The sequence below is a fragment of the Streptomyces sp. NPDC004031 genome (assembly GCF_053604375.1).
The window spans coordinates 19,760-36,661 of sequence record NZ_JBSGHL010000009.1; the positions used below are offsets into that span (position 1 = coordinate 19,760).

Annotated in this window: 10 protein-coding genes; 8 read left to right on the plus strand and 2 right to left on the minus strand. The window is 74.4% G+C overall.

Annotated features, from left to right (window positions below; translation table 11 throughout):
• On the minus strand, positions 1–525 hold the full coding sequence (locus ACWERV_RS07690) for a cupin domain-containing protein (RefSeq protein WP_452930069.1): 525 nt from the start codon (positions 523–525) through the stop codon (positions 1–3).
• A 277-nt stretch (positions 526–802) separates the two neighbouring features.
• Here ACWERV_RS07690 and ACWERV_RS07695 point away from each other — a divergent pair, with 277 nt between their 5' ends.
• The 4 genes from ACWERV_RS07695 to ACWERV_RS07710 all read left to right on the plus strand — a co-directional run bounded on the left by ACWERV_RS07695 (position 803) and on the right by ACWERV_RS07710 (position 9,926).
• Positions 803–1,900 (plus strand): polyprenyl synthetase family protein, encoded by a 1,098-nt coding sequence (locus ACWERV_RS07695; protein ID WP_452930072.1) that lies wholly within the window; start codon positions 803–805, stop codon positions 1,898–1,900.
• 201 nt (positions 1,901–2,101) lie between these two features.
• Entirely contained in the window at positions 2,102–3,724 is a 1,623-nt protein-coding gene (locus tag ACWERV_RS07700) for an AMP-binding protein (RefSeq protein ID WP_452930075.1), read from the plus strand.
• 145 nt (positions 3,725–3,869) lie between these two features.
• Entirely contained in the window at positions 3,870–6,743 is a 2,874-nt protein-coding gene (locus ACWERV_RS07705) for an AMP-binding protein (RefSeq protein WP_452930078.1), read from the plus strand.
• Between the two features lie 210 nt (positions 6,744–6,953).
• Positions 6,954–9,926: a BTAD domain-containing putative transcriptional regulator gene (locus tag ACWERV_RS07710; RefSeq protein ID WP_452930081.1), complete on the plus strand. Its 2,973-nt coding sequence runs from the start codon at positions 6,954–6,956 to the stop codon at positions 9,924–9,926.
• A 105-nt stretch (positions 9,927–10,031) separates the two neighbouring features.
• On the opposite strand, the gene ACWERV_RS07715 is transcribed toward ACWERV_RS07710, so the two are convergent.
• A complete protein-coding gene (locus ACWERV_RS07715; protein ID WP_398187307.1) occupies positions 10,032–10,196 on the minus strand; it encodes a hypothetical protein in 165 nt (54 codons plus the stop codon).
• Positions 10,197–10,347: 151 nt separating this feature from the next.
• Between ACWERV_RS07715 and ACWERV_RS07720 the strand changes: the two genes are divergently transcribed.
• The 4 genes from ACWERV_RS07720 to ACWERV_RS07735 all read left to right on the plus strand — a co-directional run bounded on the left by ACWERV_RS07720 (position 10,348) and on the right by ACWERV_RS07735 (position 16,879).
• Positions 10,348–12,198: a BTAD domain-containing putative transcriptional regulator gene (locus ACWERV_RS07720; protein WP_452930084.1), complete on the plus strand. Its 1,851-nt coding sequence runs from the start codon at positions 10,348–10,350 to the stop codon at positions 12,196–12,198.
• A gap of 117 nt (positions 12,199–12,315) precedes the next feature.
• Positions 12,316–13,248, plus strand: coding sequence for an aromatic prenyltransferase (locus ACWERV_RS07725; RefSeq protein ID WP_452930087.1), 933 nt, complete (start codon positions 12,316–12,318; stop codon positions 13,246–13,248).
• 143 nt (positions 13,249–13,391) lie between these two features.
• Positions 13,392–15,161, plus strand: coding sequence for an FAD-dependent monooxygenase (locus ACWERV_RS07730; RefSeq protein ID WP_452930090.1), 1,770 nt, complete (start codon positions 13,392–13,394; stop codon positions 15,159–15,161).
• Between the two features lie 176 nt (positions 15,162–15,337).
• Positions 15,338–16,879 (plus strand): FAD-binding oxidoreductase, encoded by a 1,542-nt coding sequence (locus ACWERV_RS07735; RefSeq protein ID WP_452930093.1) that lies wholly within the window; start codon positions 15,338–15,340, stop codon positions 16,877–16,879.
• Positions 16,880–16,902 lie beyond the last annotated feature (23 nt).

The following is a 16,902-nucleotide window of genomic DNA, read 5'->3' on the forward strand; positions in this document are numbered from 1 at the left end:
TCACGCCGTGGGCGGGGTGTAGCGGAGCGGGGTGATCTGCTGGACGTCGTAGCGCTTGCGCATGGCCTCGACCGCGCCGGAGTCGACCGTCCTGCCCGCCGCGAAGATCTCGACGATCTCCTCGAAGTACAGCTCGTGGTCGGGCGAGGGGTAGTTGTGGAAGAGCATGCGGGCCGGCTTGTCCGAGGCGTTGCGGAAGGCGTGCGGGGTGTCGGGCGGCACGAACATGCAGGCGCCCTCGGCCGCGCGCACCGCGGTGTCGCCGTCCTTCGACGTCCAGTCGTGCCAGGTGTCCCCGGTCCGCTCGGTGGGCTCGAAGGCGAGCAGCTGCAGCTCGCCCTCCAGGACGTAGAAGAACTCCTGCGAGTTGGCGTGCACATGCGCGCCGACGTCGAATCCCGGCGGCACGACGACCTCGAAGACGGAGACGACGGAACCGTCCGCGGCGGTGGCCTTGAAGGTGACGTCCTGCGCCTTGGTGACGAGTCTGCGGCCGTGGCCGGGCGGAAGGATGAGACCGCTCATGTGATGTCGCTTCCCTCGGGTTCGGTGCGGGCGGGCCCGCGCGGAAAAGGGCGGCGTGCCGGTCCGCGTGCGCAGCCGCGCCCCTGGCCGACCCTCCCGGCGGCAGCTTGTCCGCCACTGGTCCCGCGATTGGCGCCGGATGCGCCAAGCCGGGGCCAACCCGTCACGAAGACCGCTGCAAGCGGGCCTGCCGAGAATCCGGTGAGCGGTCCGCCGAGCACGCCCGGACGACTGCGCCCGTACGGAATCCAGCACGTGGTGGGATGAGGGGGAAACCATGCCGTCCGCCCTGGGACGAGTTCTGACGGAAGCGGCGACCGCACAGCGGGACGCCGGTGACCAGGAGACCTGCGAGAAGCTGCTGGCCCGCGTCGACCGGCGGATCGAGGAGCTGCTGAGCGCCGAGTCGGCGCGCTGGAGCGAGGTGGACGCCCGTGTCGCGGTGCCCGTGGGCGCCGTGACGGAGCTGGTCACCGCCGGCGGCAAGCGGCTGCGGCCGCTGTTCTGCGTCACCGGCTACCTCGCCGCGGGCGGCGGCTCCGGCGACGGGACCGAGGACACCGTCGTCGACGCGGCCGCCGCCCTGGAACTGCTGCACGCCTTCGCGCTCATCCACGACGACATCATGGACAACTCGCCCAGCAGGCGCGGTGTCCCGACCGTCCACGCCAAGTACACCGACGTGCACGCGCTGCGCGGCTGGGCGGGGGAGTCCCGCCGGTACGGCGAGGGTGTCGCGATGCTCGCCGGGGACCTGGCGCTCGCCTACGCCAACCGGCTCGCGGGCACCCTGACCGGCACGGCCGCCGAGGTGTGGCACGAACTGGTCGCCGAGATGATCGTCGGCCAGCAGCTGGACATCGCGCTGGCCGCCGAGGTCAAGCCCGACCCGCGGCTGGCCCGCTGGGTCGCCGTCTGCAAGTCCGGCCGCTACACCATCCACCGCCCGCTCGCGCTCGGCGCGGCGATCGCCGGCCGCCCCGGACTCGACACGGTCTTCGAGGCGTACGGCGTCGCGGCCGGCGAGGCCTTCCAGCTGCGCGACGACCTGCTCGACGCGTTCGGCGAGTCGGCGGCGACCGGCAAGCCGACCGGGCTCGATCTCGACGAGCACAAGATGACGCTGCTGATCGCGCTGGCCGCGGCCAAGGACCCGCAGGTCGCCCGGCTCGTCGAGGACAGCAGGAACAGCGACTGGAACCCGGCGGAGCTGCGTGCCGCGCTGCTCGCCTCCGGGGTCCGCGCGGACGTCGAGGAGCAGATCGACGCGCTCGTCGCCGACGCCTACGGGGCCCTGGCCGACTCCCCGCTGCCGGCCGGCTGGCGGCTGCGGCTGGAGGAGCTGGCCGACATGGTCGCCTACCGCGACCGCTGACCCGGCGCCGTACAGCGTCGTACGCCGCCCGCCCCGCCCGGTCCGTACAGCGGTCCGCCCGCGCAAGCGCCGCAACCGGCCCGCGCGGGCGCACATTCGGCACCAAGCCCGGTGCAGGACGCTGTGCTCCACCGGCACCCGAGAACACCGAACCGCCGTCCGCTGCACGACCGGAACGAGGCGGGCCCGGAGGGAGATCTGATGGGAAGCACCTTGCTGGACAAGCTCGACTCCGGAACGCGGAGCGCCACGGACCAGGAGTCCCTGCACAGGACCGGCCTCTACCTCGGCGTCGTCCCGGAGCGGGCCGCGCTCGTCCGCGGCGGGACACCGGTCACGCTCGACCACGACCTCGACGCGCTGCCCGACGCGGGCCGCCGGCTGACGGTGGCGAAACTCGCCGGATACGCCGCGGACTTCGCCAACCGGGTGGCCGCGGCCGGGGTGCGCCCGGGGGGCCACGTGGTGATCTGCAAGGCCCCCAACTTCGACCTGTGGCTGCTGGCGACCGCGGTGGAGCGCACCGGCGCCGTCCCCGTGATGCTCTCCCACCACCTGGACTCCCAGGCGCTGTCCGCGCTGATGCAGCGGCTGGACCGGCCGCACCTGATCACCGACGCGCCGAAGCTGCGCGCCCTCACCGAGGACGGCGTCGATCTCGGCGAGCTGACCCGCGGCGTCATCGGGATCGGCGAGACCGGCCCCGGCGCGACCCGGCTCGCCGACCTCGACGGCGGCACACCCGTCAAGCCGGTGCTGCGCGGTCTGGACGAGCCCGCCATGATCACCCACACCTCGGGCACCACCGGGCTGCCCAAGCTCGTCGTGCACACCCCGCGCACGATGCGCACCCGGCTGCGCCCGCAGCTCTTCCTGCTGGGGATGATGCGCAAGCGCGGCACCGTCGCCGTCCACATCCCCTTCGGCCACTCCCGCACCTTCGCGGCGCTCTCACTGTGCTTCCTCAAGGGCATGCCGGTGCTCGCGGTCAACAACGGCACACCGGACGCCGTCGCGGACTTCTTCGTCCAGCACCGCCCCTGGCTCATCGAGGCGCTGCCCAACTCCTTCCTGGCCTGGGAGGGGCTGACCGACGACCGGCGCAGGCCCTTCGCCTCGGTCAAGTACTTCAGCAGCACCTTCGACGCGATCCACCCGCGTACCGTGCGGCGGCTGCTGCACTCCTCGGCGCAGCGCGCGCAGTTCTTCCAGATCTACGGCCAGAGCGAGGTCGGCCCGGCCGCCGGCCGCCCGTACTTCCGCAAGTTCGCGCACCGCATGGACGGCCGCTGCATGGGCTTCGCGCTGCCCGGCAGCGCGAAGGTCCGGGTGGTGAGCCGGGACGGCAAGCGGCCCTCGCAGGCCAACCCCGGCTACATCGACGTCCGCTGGGACGGCATCGCCAAGACCTACCACGGCGAGCAGGACCGCTACGACGAGAACGTGCACGACGGCTGGTGGCGCACCGGCGACGTCGGCTACCGCACCCGCTTCGGCTGCCTGCACATGCTGGACCGGGAGTTCGACACGATCGAGGGCGTCGGCAGCAACCTGGAGGTCGAGGACGACATCCTCGACAAACTGGAGGAGCTGGCCGAGCTGGTCGTGGTGCCCGGCCCGCGCTCCGAGGCGGTCCCGGTGGTGTGCACCCACCGCGACGAGCCGCTGGACATGGACCGCTGGCGCGCCGCCACCGCGGCGTACCCGCAGCTCGCCGAGCCCGTCCAGATCCCGCTCGCCGAACTGCCGCGCACCGCGACGCTCAAGACCCGCCGTGTCGAGCTGTCCCGCCGGCTGGAGGACGAACTGACCGAACGGCCCTGACCCGCCCGCGCCGGGCGTCCCCGCGGCCGGACCGGAAGGCTCACCCGGTCCGGCCGCCTCACCGTGCCCCGGCCCACCGACCCACCCCCTGACGCACCCGTCGGCCGCCGGTCCGGGCAGCGTCCCCGGATCCGCAGGAGTGACCTTGTCAGAACAGCAGACCGCCGACCCCGCGGACCGGCGCGTCGTGCTCAACGGCGAGGGGCAGCACTCGATCTGGTGGACCGACCGCGCACTGCCCGCCGGCTGGCACGCGGAGGGCACCACCGGGCCCCGGGAGCGGTGCCTCGCGCACATCCAGGAGACCTGGAAGGACCTGCGGCCGCTGAGCCTGCGCGAGGGCCCGCGGCCCGCGGATCCCGACGGGCCCGCTCCCGCCGGGGAACCCGTGGCGCCGGGTGGACCCGTTCCCGCAGGGGAGCCGTTGCCCGTCACGCTCGGGCGGTGGGCGCGGCGCGCCCCCGGGGCGGTCGCCGTCGAGGGGGACGGCTTCGCGCTCGGCTTCGGCGAGCTGGACGCCGCCTCCGACCGGTGGGCCCGCTTACTGCGCTCACGCGGGGTGGGGCGCGGCGCCCTGGTCGGGGTCCTCCTCGGCCGGGGCGCCGACCTGCACGCCGTGACGCTGGGCGCGTGGAAGGCGCGGGCCGCCTGCGTACCCCTCGACCCGGACTTCCCCGCGGCGCGGCTGCACCTGCTGCTCGCCGACGCCGGGGCCCGCGTGGTGGTCGCCGAACTCGGCTACGGGGCCGCCGCGCTCGACGGCTTCGACGGCACCGTGCTCTACGCCGACGACCCCGAGCTGGCCGCCGAGCTGGCCGCGCACCCGGGGGGCGGCGCCGCTGCGGAGCCGCCCGCCCCCGACGACGTCGCGCTGGTGGCCCACGCCCCCACCGTGGCCGGGCGCCCCTACGCCGTGGCCGTCACGCACCGCGGGCTCGCGGACCATGTGGCCTGGGCCGGGCGGGAGCTGATCGGCCGGGGCACGGGCGGCACCGCCGTCTTCTGCTCGGTCGCCTCCGAGGTGACGGCCACCGGCCTGTGGGCGCCGCTCGCGGCCGGGCAGCGGGTGGTGCTCGCCCCGCGCGCACCGGATCTGGCCCAGCTGGGGGAGTGGCTCGCCTCGGCCGGTCCGTTCGCCTTCCTGCACCTCGCGCCGGGCCATCTCGACCTGCTCGTACGGCAGTCCGGCCCGGCGGTGGTCGCCGCGCTCGCCGGGACGTTCGTCGTCGCGGGCGGCAGCACACCGGGCCCCGCCGCGGCGCGGCTCGCCGAATTCCTCGGCAGCGGGCGGCTGCTCCCCGCGTACGGCTCGGTCGAGACGTCGTACGGCAGCTGCCCCGACCCCGTACGCCCCGGCGCCGACAGCCGGATCCGGGTGCTCGACGGCGACGGGCGGCAGGTCCCGGCGGGCGAGGTCGGCGAGCTGTACGTGGCCGGTCCCGGGGTGGCCCTCGGCTACGTGGGGCGGACCGCGCTGACCGCCGAACGCTTCCTGCCCGACCCCTACGGCCCGCCCGGCGCCCGGATGTTCCGCACCGGGCAGCTGGTGCGGCGCACCGCCACCGGCGAGGCCGAGCCGCTCGGCCGCACCGACCGGCAGGTGTGGATCTGCGGCCACCGCGCCGACCCGGCGGAGGCCGAGGAGGCGCTGTACGACCACCCGTGCGTGGACGAGGCCGTCGTCGTCGGGGTGCGGGCGGCCTCCGGCGACGTCCGGCTCGCCGGGTACGTGGTGCCGCGCCCCGGCGCGCAGGGCCTGGACGCGGCGGCGCTGGCCGCGCACTGCCGGCGGCTGCTGCCGGACCACCTGGTGCCCGCGAACCTGGTGCTGCTCGGCGAGCTGCCGCGGGCCGCCGACGGGCGGGTGGACCTCGCGGCGCTGCCGCGGCCCGGCGGTCCGCTGCTGGACGCCCCGCGCAGGGCCGCGCGCAGCGGGCGGCACGTCGCCTTCGGCGGGCGGCCGCTGGCCGACCTGCTCGCGGAGTGCCGGGTGCCCGGCGCCTCCGTGGCCGTGCTCGAACGCGGCGGCCTGGTCGCGGTCGAGGCCGCGGGCGACGACGGGGAGGGCCGCCCCGTCACCCCGCGCACCGCTTTCCCGGCGGGCGACCTGAGCCGGCACGTCACGGCGCTGGGCGTGCTGCGGCTGGTGGACGAGGGCCTGCTCGACCTGGACGCGCCGCCGGACGCCGCCCTCGACACCGGGGGCAGGAACCGCGCCGCCCGCCGGCCGACCCTGGCGGACCTGCTGGGCGACCGCCTCGGGACGGGCGCGGCCCTGCTGCCGGGACTGCTGGAGGAGGTCACCGGCGAGCCGTTCGGGCTGCTGATGCGGCGCCTGGTGCTGGGGCCGCTGGGCCTGGACGACAGCTCTTTCGGCGGCCCGCCGCCCCGCAGCGGCGGGCGTACGGGCGCCCCGGCCGCCCGTATCGGCCACGACGCGGCGGGCCGCCCGCTGCCCGCCGCGGGCGCCTTGGGCGCACGGCCGCAATCCCGCACCGCGCCGCGCACGGAACCGGCCACCGCGTCCGGCGGGCGGCGGGGAGCGGAACCGGCCACCGCGCCCGGCGGGGACCCCGGCCCTGCCTCCGGCCCCGCCTCCGGCGCCGCCGAGCTGTGGACGACCGCCGCCGACCTCGCCAAGGTGGCGCTGGAGGTCCGCCGTTCCGCGCGGGGCGTCCCGCTCGCCCTGCTCACCGCGGACAGCGCGGCCCGCATGCTCACCCCGAGCCCCGACGACCTCTACGGCCTCGGCACGATGGTCGACGTCCTCGGCTCCGACACCGAGTTCGGGCACGAGGGGGCGCCGGCGGGCCACTACGCCGTCTCCACGCTGCGGTTGCGCACCGGCAGCGGCCTGGTCGTGCTCGCCAACGGCGGATCGGGCGAGCGGCTGCGCCGGGAGATCGCCGTCCGGCTGCGGGACGGCGGCCGGTTGACCGAAAGGTCCCGGCCATCGGGTGACGGAAAGTTATGGTTCCTCGAAGAGGCGCAGGGAACGGGTTGGCTGACCGGCACGTAGCGTGAAGTGGTCCAACTGTGTTGTCGAGACGAAAACTTGTACGCAGAATGGCTCTGCAATGTCTCCCGTGGGGGACGGGGCGCGGGTGCGCCTCGGGAAGGGGACGGTGTGTCGACCCGGCTATCGTTTCAGGTGCTGGGCCCGCTCAAAGTGAGCGCGGACGGCAGATCGCTGCAACTGCGCAGCGCGCGGCAGCGAACGATTCTGGCCGTGCTGCTGCTCACTCCCGGGCGCGTGGTCTCCGTCGACTCCCTGGCCGAAGCCGTCTGGCACAGCGAACCCCCCGCCACCGCGCGCAACCAGATCGCCATCTGCGTCTCCGCCCTGCGCAAGACCTTCCGCGACGAGGCCCGCGTCGACGGCCTCATCGAGACCGTGCCGCCCGGCTACGTGCTGCACACCACGGGCCACTACGTCGATGTCGTCGACCTGTACGAATCGGCTGCCGCCGCGGGGGCGGCAGCCGAGGCGGGCGACCCGGACGCGGCCGCGGCCCGCTTCGAGAACGCCCTCGCGCTGTGGGACGGCCCGGTGCTCGACGGCATGGACGGCGGCTCGCTGACCGAGGTGGTGCGCCGGCTCACCGAGCTGAAGGTCGATCTGGCCGAGGAGTACGCCACCGTCCAGCTCCAGCAGGGCCGCTACCGCTCGGTCGTGGAGAGCCTGGGCCCGCTGGTCGCCGAGTACCCGCTGCGCGAGCACGCGCGGGCCGTCCTCATGCAGGCCTACCACCTGTCGGGCCGCCGCTCGGAGGCGCTCGGCTGCTACCGCGAGGGGCGCCGCGTCCTCATCGCCGAGCTGGGCGTCGAGCCGGGCGCCGAACTCCAGGAGCTGCACCGCACCGTCCTGGAGGGCGACGGCCCCGCGCCGGTACGGCCGCCCGCGCCCGTCCCCGCGCCCGCCGCGGTGGCCGTCCCCGTACCGCTGGCGGTGGCCGCGGTGCCCGAGACCGTGCCCGCGCCCGCCGCGACCCCGGCCGTACCGCACCAACTGCCGCTGCCGCCCGAGCCGTTCGTCGGACGGGAGGCCGAGCTGGAACTGCTCGGCCGCCTCGTGCAGCCCGCCCTCGGGCCCGGCGGCGGCCTGCCGGTGCGCGTCGCGGCGATCTGCGGCGCCGCCGGGGTCGGCAAGAGCGCGCTCGCCCAGCACTGGGCCGACCGCGTCGCCCGGCGCTTCCCCGACGGCCAGATCTACCTGGACCTCCAGGGCCTGCGCGCGCACGGCGGGGTCACCGCCGAGGCCGCCCTCGACCGGGCGCTGCGCGCGCTCGGCGTGCCCGGCGCGTCGATCCCCGTGGGCCTCCAGGACCGGGCCGCGCTCTACCGCAGCACCCTGGACGGCAAGCGGCTGCTGATCGTCCTGGACAACGCCGGTTCGCTGGAGCAGATCCGCCCGCTGCTGCCAGGCCGCGGCCCCGCCCGCGCCCTGTTCACCAGCCGCGACCCCTTCAACGGGCTGGCCGGAGCGGTCGCCGCGGTCCGTATCGAGCTGCACGGGATGAGCACGACCGAATCGCTCAACCTGCTGGCCGCCACCATCGGCGACCAGCGGGTGGCGGCCGAACCCGCCGCCGCGCGGCGCCTGGTGGACCTGTGCGACCGGTTACCGCTCGCCCTGCGCATCGTCGCGACCCGGCTGCTGTCCGACCACCAGTGGTCGCTGCGCCGGATGGTCGCGCGCATGGAGGACCGCCGCGAGCGGCTGGACGTCGTCAGCCCCGGCGAGAGCGGGGTGCGCTCCAGCCTGTGGCTCAGCTACCGCGCGCTGTCGGTGCAGGCCGCGCGCCTCTACCGGCAGCTGAGCGTCCTCGACGTGCCCGACTTCCCGCCCTGGATCGGCGCCCCCGTGCTCGGCGTCACCCCCGGGGCTTCCGAGGAACTGCTGCACCAGCTCGCCGGGGCGCAGCTGCTGGAGCGCTGCTCGGTGCGCGGCGGCGGCACCCGCTTCCGCATCCCCGAGCTGATGCGGCTGTTCGCACAGGAACGGTGCCTGGCCGAGGACGGCGCGCAGGAGCGCGAGCAGACACTCGACCGGGTGCTGTCCGCCGTGCTCACGCTCGTCTACGCCGCACAGGAGCAGCTGTACGGCAAGGGCGAGGTCGCCCCGCACGTCCCCGCCCACATCCAGGAGCTGCCCGGCGCCGCGGTGAGCGAGCTGGTGTCCGACCCCATCGAGTGGTTCGAGGGCGAACGGGAGGCGCTCGGCGCGCTCGTGGCGCAGGCCGCCCGCGAGGGCCAGGAGGGCCGCGCGTGGGTCCTGGCCATCGGCTCGGTGCCCTTCTTCGAGACCCGCAACTACCTGGAGGACTGGCGGCGCGCCGCCGACAGCGCCCTGGAGGGCGCGCAGCGCGCCGGCGACACCCACGGCGCCGGCACCATGCTGCGCTCGCTGGGCACGCTCGCCATCTACCAGCGCCGCTACGACGAGGCGCGCGAACGGCTGCTGACCGCCCTGGACCTGCTGGAGCAGACCGACGACACCCAGGGCCGCGCCATCGTGCGGCGCAACCTCGCCGTCTGCGCCCGCTTCTGCGGTGAACTGGCCGAGGCCGCGCGCTACTGCGAGGCCTCCCTCGTCCTCTTCCGGCAGGCCGGTGACGCCTCGGGCCTCTCGCACGCGCTGGGCCTGCTCGCCCAGATCGAGATCGAGCAGGGCAACCCCGAGCGCGGGGTGGAGCTGAGCAACCAGGCGATCGAGGTCAGCTACGAGGCCGGGTCGCTGCGCAGCCGCACCCAGAACCTCTACCGCCTCGCCGAGGCGCTGCTCAGCGCCGGGCAGTCGGAGCAGGCCGAGCGGGTGTGCCACGACGTCGTGGGCCTCACCCGCGGCCAGCGTGACCGGCTGGGCGAGGCCCACGCGCTGTGTGTGCTCGGCGAGGCGCAGTGGCGGCAGAACGAGCCGCACAAGGCGCGCGCGAGCCTGCTGCGCGCCCTGCGGGCCGCCGAAGAGGTCAACGACCGCTTCCTCCAGGCCCGGATCACCACCAACCTCGCCTGCGCCGAGGCCCTGTGCGGCGGCACGGGCGCCGACGCGCCCCTGGCCTGGGCCCAGCAGGAGTTCCGCTCGCTCAACGCACCGGTGTGGGTGCGGCGTGCGGGCCGGCTGCGCGAGGTCCTGGAGTCCCGCGGCGCCGACAGCCCCGTCGAGGGGCTCGAACTGGCCCGGCTGCTCAGCGGCTGCTGAGCCCCTCGCCGGGCTCCCTGCGTCTTCCCGGGTCTCCGGGTTTTCCGGGGTCTGTGCGTATTACCCCGGCATATTCCTTCGGCTGCTGCCCGTCCTGATTCCGGATCACGTCCAGGGCAGATCGTTGGTGCCCATACCGGAGCCCAGCGCGTTGAGGGCGACGAGCAGCGGGAGAAGAAGCATTGCGGAGCTGGCGAACACGGCTGCGACGGTGCGGAACTTGCGCATGACTGACTCCCCGTGGTGTGTGGCAATTTCCTTGTGCAGCATTTCTTGGATCACCTTAGGCCGGGTCGCTTTTGGGGTGATTTCCCGGCGATTTCGGCCACTCGAAATCGACTCGATAATGCGGTAATAGGGCGGCTGGATAGGTTGCGGATGCAATTTCGTACGGGGACATCCAGGGGATGGGGAATGCACTGTGCCGAACATCGCTGGCGTGGCGGTGGCGCCCGCCGAAGGGATCACCGAGGAGGACCGGGGCGGCGGAACGAACGGATCACTCGAATTCCGCTTGCTGGGCCCGGTCTCCGTGAGCAGAGCGGGTCAGGCGGTACCGCTGCCCGGAACGAAAATCCACACCGTACTCGCCGTCCTGCTGCTCGCCCGCGGCACACTGGTCGCCGACGGCCGGCTGAGCGCCGCACTGTGGGGGGACACACCGCCGCCCACCTCGAACTCACAGATCTACACCTATGTGTCACGGCTGCGGAAAGTCCTCGGACAGCCGGTGCAGATCTCCCGTAAAGGCCCGGGATACGTCCTCGACGTCCGCGACGCCGAAGTCGACCTCTTCTCCTTCGAACGGCTCGACCGCATGGGCCGCCGGGCGCTGAAGGAGAGCCGCTACGAGGAGGCCGGCCGGCTGCTCGGCAGCGCACTCGGCTGCTGGAGCGGGCACGCCCTGGACAACGTCACCGAGCACCTGCTCCAGTCCGAGCGCCCCCGGCTGGAATTCCTCCGCGCCGAGGCGCTGGAACGCCGGATCCAGGCCGACCTCGCCCTCGGGCGGCACCGCGCGCTGGTGCCCGAACTGCTGTCCCTGGTGGCCCGCTTCCCCATGGAGGAGAACCTCCGCGCCCACCTCATCACCGCACTGCACCGCTCCGACCGGCAGGCCGAGGCCGTCCAGGTCTACGGCGAGGGCCGCCGCATCCTCGACGAGCAGCTCGGTGTGGTGCCCGGCCAGCAGCTCAGCCGCGCCTACCTGCGCATCCTGCGCGGCGAGGGCGGCACCGGCACCCCGCAGCGCAGACCGCCGGTCGCGCTGCCGGTCCGGGACGGCGCCGTCACCGGCCGCACCACCGAGGCCGCCCGCCTCCGGTCGCTGCTGCTGCGCCGCTCCGCCGGACCGGCCGCGCGGCTGCGGGCCGCCCTCGTCACCGGCATGCCCGGCAGCGGCAAGACCGCGCTGGCCGCCGAGGTCGCGTACTCCTGCGCCCGCGCCTTCCCGGACGGCGTGGTGCACGCCGACCTCCAGGACGCGGAAGGGGCCGCCCGGCCGCCCGCCGACGTCCTCGCCGAACTGCTGTCCGCGCTGGGCGAGACGGCGCAGGGCCCCGCCCGCGACCTCAACGACCTGGTGCGCCGCTACCGCTCCCGCACCGCCTCCGCCCGGCTGCTCGTCGTGCTGGACGACGCCACCAGCGACGCCCAGCTCACCCCGCTGCTGCCGGCCGGCACCGACAGCGCGCTGCTGGTCACCAGCCGCCGCCGGCTGGTGACCGTACCCGCCACGTCCACCGTCTCGCTGGAACCGCTCGCCGACGAGGACGCCGTCGCGCTGCTCGCCGAGACCGTCGGCGCCGAGCGCATCCGCGCCGAACTGCCCGCCGCCCGCGACCTGGTGCGCTACTGCGCCGGGCTGCCGCTCGCCGTGCGCATCGCCGGCACCCGGCTCGCCTCCCGCCCGCACTGGCCCGTCGCCCGGCTCGCCGCACAGCTCGCCGACCCGCGCACCCGGCTCGCCGCGCTCTCCTACGGCGACCTGGAGCTGACCCGCTCCCTCAACCGGGCGCTGTCCCGGCTGAGCCCCGCCACCGCGGCCGTCCTGCCGTGGCTCGCGGCCGTCGGCGGCGGCCCGTTCACCGCCCGGCTCGCCGGTGAGGTCATCGGGCTGGCCGAACCCGAGGACGCGCTGGAGGAGCTCGTCGACGCCTGCCTGCTGACGTCGGAGCCCGGCGGCGCCGCCCTCGGCGAGGACCGCTACCGCTTCCACCCGCTGGTCCTGCTGCACGCCGCCGCACTGCCCCGAAAGGAACTTCCCCGATGACACCGCCCCGCAACCCCGCGCCGGACCCGCGCCAAGCCGACGGCAAGTCCCGCAAGAGGCCTGATCAAGATGCATGGCAGAGGCTGACCGCCATGAAGCCCATGGATGGTGACCGCCATGAGTGAGGCGGCTGTGAAGAGTCAGGAGAGCGCCGCGCAGGCGCTGCACTCGGCGATCGAGGAAGCGGCCGGGATCCTGGAGGTGGACTACCCGCGCGAGAGGGTGCAGCGCATCCTCGACCTGTACGGCGGGGACCTCGCCCAGGCCGTCGTCGCGTTCCGGGTCTCGACCGGCGCGGGCCGGGCCGGCGAGCTGGACTGCCGGTTCACCGTGCCCCAGGAGACCGACCCGTACGACCTGGCCGTCGGCAGCGGGCTGCTGGAGAAGACGGACCACCCCGTCTCCCGGCTGCTCGGGGACATCCGCGGCACGTGCCCGGTCGACGGCTACGGCATCGACTTCGGCGTCGTCGGCGGGTTCAAGAAGATCTGGGTCGTGCTGCCGCGCACCGCCCTCCAGGAGGTCGCCAAGCTCGCCGGCATCCCCTCGATGCCGCCGAGCCTGGGCAACAGCCTGGACTTCATCAAGCGGCACGGCCTCGGCGACACCGTCGGCCTGCTCGGCATCGACTACCGCCACCGGACCGTGAACATCTACTTCGGCGAGCCCCCGGAGGGCGGCATCGCCCCCGAGGCCCTCCAGGCGATGCTGGGCGAGATCGGCCAGGCCGAGCCCAGCGAGCAGATGCTCCGGCTCGGCCGCGAGATCTTCGGCGTCTACGTCACGCTCAGCTGGGACAACCCGCAGATCGAGCGGATCAGCTTCGCCGTGGCGACCACCGACCCGGCCTCGCTGCCCGTCGAACTCGACGAGCGCATCGAGCTGTTCGTCCGGCACGTGCGGGCCGCCGACCCGACCACGAAGTTCGTCTACGCGGTCGCCTCGCAGCCCGACGGCGAGTACTACAAGCTCCAGTCCTACTACCGCTGGGGCTCCGGCGTGCCGGAGATCATGCAGCTGTCGGAGGGGGCCCTCCAGGACCCGGTGTGACCCCCGGTCCCGCCCCCTCGCACCCCTTGCGGGTGCCCCACCGCCTCCCCGGTGTTTCCCGTTAGTCCCGCACCTCCACGGCCCCCGGCGGCAGCCGCGTGCTGCCGCCGTCCCGGGCCGTACTTCCGGAAGGACGAAATCCCTTGGCCACCGTAGAAGTTCCGGTACTGATCGTGGGTGGCGGCGGCTCCGGCCTGTCCGCCTCCGTCTTCCTGTCCGACCACGGCGTGGGCCATCTGCTGGTGGAGCGCCGCGCGGACACCTCGCGCCTGCCCAAGGCGCACTACGTCAACCAGCGCACCATGGAGATCTTCCGGCAGCACGGCCTGGCGGACGACGTCCTGGAGATCGGCGCCTCGCCCGAGCAGTTCGGCAAGGTCCGCTGGCAGACCACGCTCACCGGCCAGGGCCCGCTGGACGGCAAGGTCATCCACGAGATGGACGCCTTCGGCGGCGGGAGCCTGCGCGCGTCGTACGAGGCCGCCGGCCCGGTGCTGCCGGTCAAGCTGCCGCAGCTGCGCCTGGAGCCGATCCTGCGGAGGCACGCCGAGGCCCGCAACCCCGACCGGATCCTGTTCGGGCACGAGCTGGTGTCGCTCGTCCAGGACGAGGACGGCAACGGTGTCACCGCCGAGATCCGCTCCGTCGAGAGCGGCGAGACCACCACCGTCAAGGCCGGGTACGTCATCGCCGCCGACGCCGGCCGCACGGTCGGCCCCGCCCTCGGCGTGAAGATGGAGGGCCTGCCGGCGCTCTTCGACGCGACCACGGCGTACTTCTCCGCGGACCTGTCGCAGTACTGGAACGAGGGGACCATCATCACCTGGTTCCTCAACCCCTACCGCGCGGACCTGTCCAGCGCGCTCATCGAGATGGGCCCGACCTGGGGCAAGAACTGCGAGGAGTGGGGCCTGCACCTGCCCCTCATGGGGCTGGACCGGAACGACGAGCAGGCCGTCACCGCCCGCATCCGGGAGATCCTGGGCCTGCCCGAGCTGGAGCTGACGCTGCACGAGGTCACCAGCTGGACGGTCGAGGCCGTCATCGCCGAGAGCTACCGCAAGGGCCGGGTCTTCCTCGTCGGCGACGCCGCGCACCGCCAGCCGCCGGCCGTCGGCCTCGGCCTCAACACCGGCATCCAGGACGTGCACAACCTGGCCTGGAAGCTCGCCGCGGTCGTGTCCGGCGCCTCGCCCGACGCGCTGCTCGACACCTACGAGGCCGAGCGCCGCCCGGTCGGCCAGTTCAACCTGGGCTGGGCGATGTCCGCCGCCGCGCACCACCAGGTCGTCATCGACGCCGCCGTGGGCATCGGCCCGCACGTGCCGCCGGAGCGCCGCACGCCGGTCTTCTTCGGCTACTTCGCGCCCAGCCCGATGGGCGCCGCCCAGCGCGCCCGCGCCGCGGAGATCTTCGCGACGCACCGCGGCGAGTGCCAGGCCATCGGCGTCGAGAACGGCTTCGCGTACATGCAGGGCGCGGTCGTCCCGGACGGCACCCGGCCGCCGCTGCCGGCGCCGCTCGGCGACGTGTACACGCCCACCACCCGCCCCGGGCACCTGCTGCCGCACGCCTGGGTCGAGCAGGACGGCGCACGCGTGTCCACCCAGGACCTGGTCGGCTCCGGCCCCGGCTTCCTGCTGCTGACCGGCCCCGACGGGGCGGCCTGGGCGGACGCCGCCGCGCTCGCCGCGGAGAAGCTGTCGGTGCCGGTGACGGTCGTGCGGATCGGCGAGGGCGCGGACGCCGCCGACGCCGAGGGGACCTGGCAGGAGCTGCGCGGCACGGACCCCGCGGGCGCCGTCCTCGTCCGCCCCGACCAGCACGTCGCCTGGCGTGTGCCCGGCGCCGCGGAGGACCCCGCGGGCGCCCTCACCGAGGCGCTCACCACCGTCCTGGGCCACCAGGCGTAGACCACCCCGCGGCGCCCGGACCCCGCGCCGCACGGTCCGGCAGGACGCCCCGCGGGCGTCCTGCCGGACCCGCAACCACGTACCCGCCGCGCGCCCGCCTTCCCCCGGGCCGCCCGTCCGGCCGTACGCCCTGACGTCGCTTCACGACCGCGCTCCACGACCACGGAAGAAGCACCATGATCAACAGACGATCGTTCCTCGCCGGCACCGGCGGTGCCGCGGTGGCCGCCACCGCGGTCGCCGGCGCCACCCAGGCGCAGGCCCACTCCGCGGCCAAGCCCCGGACCCGGCACGGCGGCGCCCAGTGGAGCCGGCTCTCCGACCGGCTGCGCGGGCACCTCGTGCTCCCCACCGACGCCGACTACCAGCGCGCCAAGCAGCTCTACCAGGTGCAGTTCGACGACGTCAGCCCGCAGGCCGTGGCGTACTGCGTCTCGGCCGCCGACGTCGCCGCGTGCCTGTCCTTCGCGCAGGCCGGCGGCATCCCCGTCGCCGCCCGCAGCGGCGGCCACAGCGCGGGCGGCTACTCCACCACGCCCGGCCTGGTCATCGACGTCGCCGGTCTGAACACCGTCGCGCTCGGCAAGGACTCGGTCCACATCGGCCCCGGCGCCCAGCTCGTCGACATCATGGACACCCTCGCCCCGCAGGGCCTCGGCATCTCCGGCGGCTACTGCCCGACCGTCGCCGCGGGCGGGTTCTTCCAGGGCGGCGGCATGGGCCTGTTCACCCGCAGCATCGGCATCGCCGCCGACAAGGTGAACTCCGCCCAGGTCGTGCTCGCCGACGGCCGCACCGTCACCGCCTCCCCGCACTGCAACGCCGACCTCTTCTGGGCGCTGCGCGGCGGTGGCGGCGGCAACTTCGGCATCGTGACCGGCTACGACGTCACGCCCTCGCCGCTCACCGACGTCGCCGCGATCAACCTGGTGTGGACCTTCGACCAGGCGCTGGACATGCTCGACGGCTGGGCCAAGTGGCTGCCCGACGCGCCCTGGACGATCGGCAGCGGCGTCAACGTCACCCTCGTCGACGCCGGTCCCGGCACCGTGCCGACCGCCTCGGTGTTCCTCGCCTCGGTCGACACCAGCGCCGCCTTCGACGCCGAGATCGCCCGCCTCGTCTCGCTCGTCGGCACCCCCACCGTCTTCCGGCAGCAGTTCACCGCCCCCTACCGGTCGGTGCTCATGCAGCTCTACTCCTGCACCGAACTGACGGTGCAGCAGTGCCACCGCGCCGACACCGGCGGCGGCCAGATCCAGCGCCCGGCCTTCGGCGCCTGGCGCAGCCGGCTGTTCGAGAAGGGCGACATGCCCCGCGACGGCTGGGCCAAGGCCCTGGCCGCCTTCGACGACCACCGCTACGCGGGCCAGATGCGCCAGCTGCAGATCTCCGCACTGGGCGGCAAGGCCAACACCGTCGCCCGCGACGCCACCGCGTACGTCCACCGCGACGCCCTGTTCTCGGTCAGCTACCTCACCTCCGACGCCGTCGCCCCGGTCTCGGCGGAGGCCGAGGCCGCCGCGTACACCTTCGTCGACGACGGCTTCGCGACGATCGACCCGTACTCGACGGGCGAGACGTACCAGAACTTCATCGACCCGCGGCTGCCCGACTGGCAGCGCTCCTACTACGCCGAGAACTACGCGCGGCTGGCCAGGGTCAAGCACAAGTACGACCCCCACCAGCTCTTCCGCTTCGCGCAGAGCGTGCGCTGACCCGGACCCCCGGCACCCCGGCC

Coding starts and splice junctions, on each gene's coding strand:
- ACWERV_RS07715 (WP_398187307.1), bottom strand. CDS start 10,196: ATGCTGCACAAGGAAATTGCCACACACCACGGGGAGTCAGTCATGCGC.
- ACWERV_RS07690 (WP_452930069.1), bottom strand. CDS start 525: ATGAGCGGTCTCATCCTTCCGCCCGGCCACGGCCGCAGACTCGTCACC.
- ACWERV_RS07725 (WP_452930087.1), top strand. CDS start 12,316: ATGAGTGAGGCGGCTGTGAAGAGTCAGGAGAGCGCCGCGCAGGCGCTG.
- ACWERV_RS07695 (WP_452930072.1), top strand. CDS start 803: ATGCCGTCCGCCCTGGGACGAGTTCTGACGGAAGCGGCGACCGCACAG.
- ACWERV_RS07735 (WP_452930093.1), top strand. CDS start 15,338: ATGATCAACAGACGATCGTTCCTCGCCGGCACCGGCGGTGCCGCGGTG.
- ACWERV_RS07700 (WP_452930075.1), top strand. CDS start 2,102: ATGGGAAGCACCTTGCTGGACAAGCTCGACTCCGGAACGCGGAGCGCC.